2 protein-coding genes are annotated in these 3,562 nt (G+C 72.6%); one reads left to right on the forward strand and one right to left on the reverse strand.

Annotated elements, in window-relative coordinates; all coding sequences use genetic code 11:
* Window positions 1-298 precede the first annotated feature (298 nt).
* On the reverse strand, window positions 299-1,087 hold the full coding sequence (locus AC5LSR_RS22610) for a DUF3099 domain-containing protein (protein ID WP_250290806.1): 789 nt from the start codon (window positions 1,085-1,087) through the stop codon (window positions 299-301).
* Between the two features lie 351 nt (window positions 1,088-1,438).
* Here AC5LSR_RS22610 and ftsH point away from each other — a divergent pair, with 351 nt between their 5' ends.
* A complete protein-coding gene (ftsH, locus tag AC5LSR_RS22615) occupies window positions 1,439-3,472 on the forward strand; it encodes an ATP-dependent zinc metalloprotease FtsH (RefSeq protein ID WP_250281893.1) in 2,034 nt (677 codons plus the stop codon).
* Window positions 3,473-3,562: the final 90 nt, after the last annotated feature.

Consider the following 3,562-nt stretch of genomic DNA (forward strand, 5'->3'; position numbering starts at 1 on the left):
CGCCACCCAGACATCACGCCCCCATCCCAGCCCAGCTCCAACCAAACGTTCATGACCAAAAATCGTCGGACCGCGAGAACGAGGGAACAAGTGGTCGCTGTAGCAGCCACTTACGTACTCATTATCCCGATCAGAACGGAACGCGCGGCTGTCTGACCGGGGTGGTGGGGTGGGGGCATCGGCCGGCCGGGTGCGGCGATGCTTGCCAGCCGTACCGGCACTGGCCGTCAGCGGGCCGCCCTCGTAACCGGGCCCCGGGGCCGTCTCCGCGTGATCTCACCTGCGCCAGCGCCGTAGGTCACCCTCGTGAACGAGCCGCGGAGCTGACCTGCTCGGCGGCGCTGGTACCGCGGCTGGCGCCGCCGGCCCCCCAGCCGTCGCCGGCCTCACGGCTGCCGCCGGCCTCACGGCTGCCGCCGGCCCGGCCCATGCGACCGCCCTGCTCTCCCCCACCGCCGGCCCGGCTCCCGCCAGCGGCCCGATCCCCGTCGTCAGCCCGGTCCGAACAGCCGGCCTGCCATCCCCCACCGCCAGCCCGATCCCCGCCATCAGCCCGGTCCGAACGGCCGGCCTGGCTCGCGTCGACGGTGTCCTGGCCGTTCCGTCCTGCGATGTCGCCGTTCCGTCCTGCGATGTCCTGGCCCTCCCGGCCTTCGTCGCCAGCCGCCCGGCCCGCACCAGCCGTCCGGCCCGCACCAGCCGCCCGGCCCGCGCTGGTGGCCTGGCCCGCGCTGGTGGCCTGGCCCGCATCGTCGACGAGGCCGTCGACGACCTCGTGGCGGACCGGCTGAAGGGCCGGGGGCAGGTCGTCCGCGGAGCGGGGCGACGCGACGTACAGGGACGGGCGCTCCCGCCTGAGCGGCGGGCCACCATTGGCGACGACCACCGCCAGCCACGGCAGGACCACAGCGATGACGACGGCGGCGAAACGCGGCCAGCCGTGTAGCGCGACCACGGCGAGCACCAGGCAGACGGTACGGAACAGCATCGAGATCACGTATCGGCGCTGGCGTCGCTGGATCTCCTCCGGGCGGGACAGCACCGCACGTGTGATCAGAACAGCGTCGCTCTTGCGCCTGATCCGCACTGGTCCACTTCCCGTCGTCAGGACAAGCCCCGGATGCCTGCCCAGTGTGCGCCGTACCAGGCCGCACCGCCCATACAAGCATGACCGCCCGTACCAGCATGACCGCCGGCCGCCTGATGGAACAATTCTCGGCCGCCCGGCCACTTGCAGCCACATTCGGCGACACGCGGCGACTTCCCGCAACTCCCGCGGCCGGCCGTGAAGCCTGACGGCTCGTTCATGCGTTGAAAAGGGGTACACCGCACCGCGCCGGACGCGGGTCGCGGACACGAGCGGCCAGACGCGCACGACCGGACGCATGCGGCCTCGCCGGTGCCCGCGAGGATGTCAGCACAGGCAGGAGAACCATAGATGATCGGAAAAGCCGGCCTTCACCAGGACGCCCGGTGGCATCCGTCGACCTCGGCGCGCTCCGGGCCGCCCCGGGAGACCCCGCCCAAACCCGCGCCCACGCCCCCGCCGAAGTGGCGTCGCTGGCTGCTGCCCGTCGGCTTTGTGATCACAGCGGCCCTGCTGTTCGCGCCCAGCCTGTTCCCGAAGCAGGCCACCTCGTACAGCTTCACCCGGTTCACCCAGCAGGTGGACGCCGGCAAGGTGCAGGCCGTCACCGTCAACGACAAGGGCGGCGTCACCGGGACACTCAAGGACGGCGCCAGCTTCACCTCGCAGGTGCCGACCGCGCTGGACACCCAGGGCGTCCTCGAGCGCATGGAGGCGAAGAACGTCGAGGTGAAGGCCACCCGGACCGGGACGTCCTTCCTGTCGGTCCTGCTGAGCTTCCTGCCGCTGCTCCTGCTGGTCGGGTTCTTCCTGTGGACGGGCCGGCAGGCCCAGCGTTCGCTGGCCGGCGGGCTCGGCGGCATCGGCCGGTCCCGCACGAAGATCATCGATGCGGAGCGCCCGACCACCCGGTTCGCCGACGTGGCCGGCTACGAGGGCGCGAAACAGGAGGTCAGCGAGATCATCGACTTCCTGCGCGACCCCGGGCGCTACCGGCAGGCCGGCGCGAGGGGGCCGGGCGGGGTGCTCATGGTCGGCCCGCCCGGCACCGGCAAGACGCTGCTGGCCCGCGCGGTCGCCGGCGAGGCCGAGGTGCCGTTCCTGTCGGTGAGCGGCTCCGGGTTCGTCGAGATGTTCGTGGGGGTCGGCGCCTCCCGCGTCCGCGACCTGTTCGGCGAGGCGCGCAGGCGCGCCCCGTCCATCATCTTCATCGACGAGATCGACGCGATCGGCGGCAAGCGGGGCTCGGGCCTGCTCGGCGGCAGCCACGACGAGCGGGAGCAGACCCTCAACCAGCTGCTCGCCGAGATGGACGGGTTCGACCCGGCCGAAGGCGTGGTCGTGCTCGCCGCCACCAACCGGCCGGAGACCCTCGACCCGGCGCTGCTGCGCCCCGGGCGTTTCGACCGGCAGGTCACCGTCCCGCTGCCGGCCCAGAGTGAGCGGGCCGCCATCCTCGCGGTGCACAGCCGGGGCAAGCAGCTCGCCCCCGACGTGGACCTGTCCGTGGTCGCCCGCGGCACCCCGGGGTTCTCCGGCGCGGACCTGGCCAACCTCGTCAACGAGGCTGCGATCAACGCCGTCCGGGGCGGGCGCAACATCATCACAGCCGACGATCTCGACGCCGCCCGGGAACGGATCATCCTGGGCCGCCGGGACGCGACCAACGTGCTGCTGCCCGAGGAGAAGCAGTCGGTGGCCGTGCACGAGTCCGGGCACGCGCTGGTCGCCGCGCTCTCCGCGCACGCCGACCCGGTTTCGAAGATCACGATTCTGCCGGCCGGGATGGCGCTCGGTGCCACCCAGCAGCTGCCCGAGGACGAGCGGCACCTCTACACCGAGGGCTACCTGTACGACTCCCTCGCGGTGCGGCTCGGCGGGCGGGCCGCGGAGCTGGTCGTGTTCGGCCAGGGCTCGACCGGGGCCGCCAACGACCTGGCCGGCGCCACCGCGCTAGCCACCAGGATGGTGCGCGAGTTCGGCCTGTCCCCCGTCCTCGGGCCGGTGGGCTACGCCTCGGGCAGCCCGCAGTACCTCGGGGCCGAGGAGATCGTCTCCCGGCCGTACTCGGAGGAGACCCAGCGGATCATCGACGCGGAGGTGGCCCGGCTGGTGCGGGAGGCCGAGGAGCAGGCCGTGAGCCTGCTGCGCGCGCATCGCGAGGCGCTCGACGCGCTCACCGGCATCCTGCTGGAGCGGGAGACCGTGGACGGCGCCGTCCTCGACGACGTCCTGCGCGACCACGCCCCCGTCGCCGCTCCCGTCGCAGCCCCCGTCGCCACCTCCGCCGCGATCCCGGACGCCGCGGGCGCCCCCGGCACGGGCAGCCCCGGCAGGGGTATCCCCGACACGGCCGCCGACGCCCGTGGACAGCGGAAGCGGTAGGTGAAAACCGTCATCCCAGCAACGTTTTCCACCTACGGGTTCCGCGCCCGTAGGTGGAAAACGTTGTACTGGTAGCGGTTTCCACCTACA

The organism is Protofrankia sp. CiP1_Cm_nod4 (assembly GCF_982290645.1).

What these genes read in the sequence shown, in the direction of transcription:
- ftsH (WP_250281893.1), top strand. Translation starts at nt 1,439, where the DNA reads ATGATCGGAAAAGCCGGCCTTCACCAGGACGCCCGGTGGCATCCGTCG.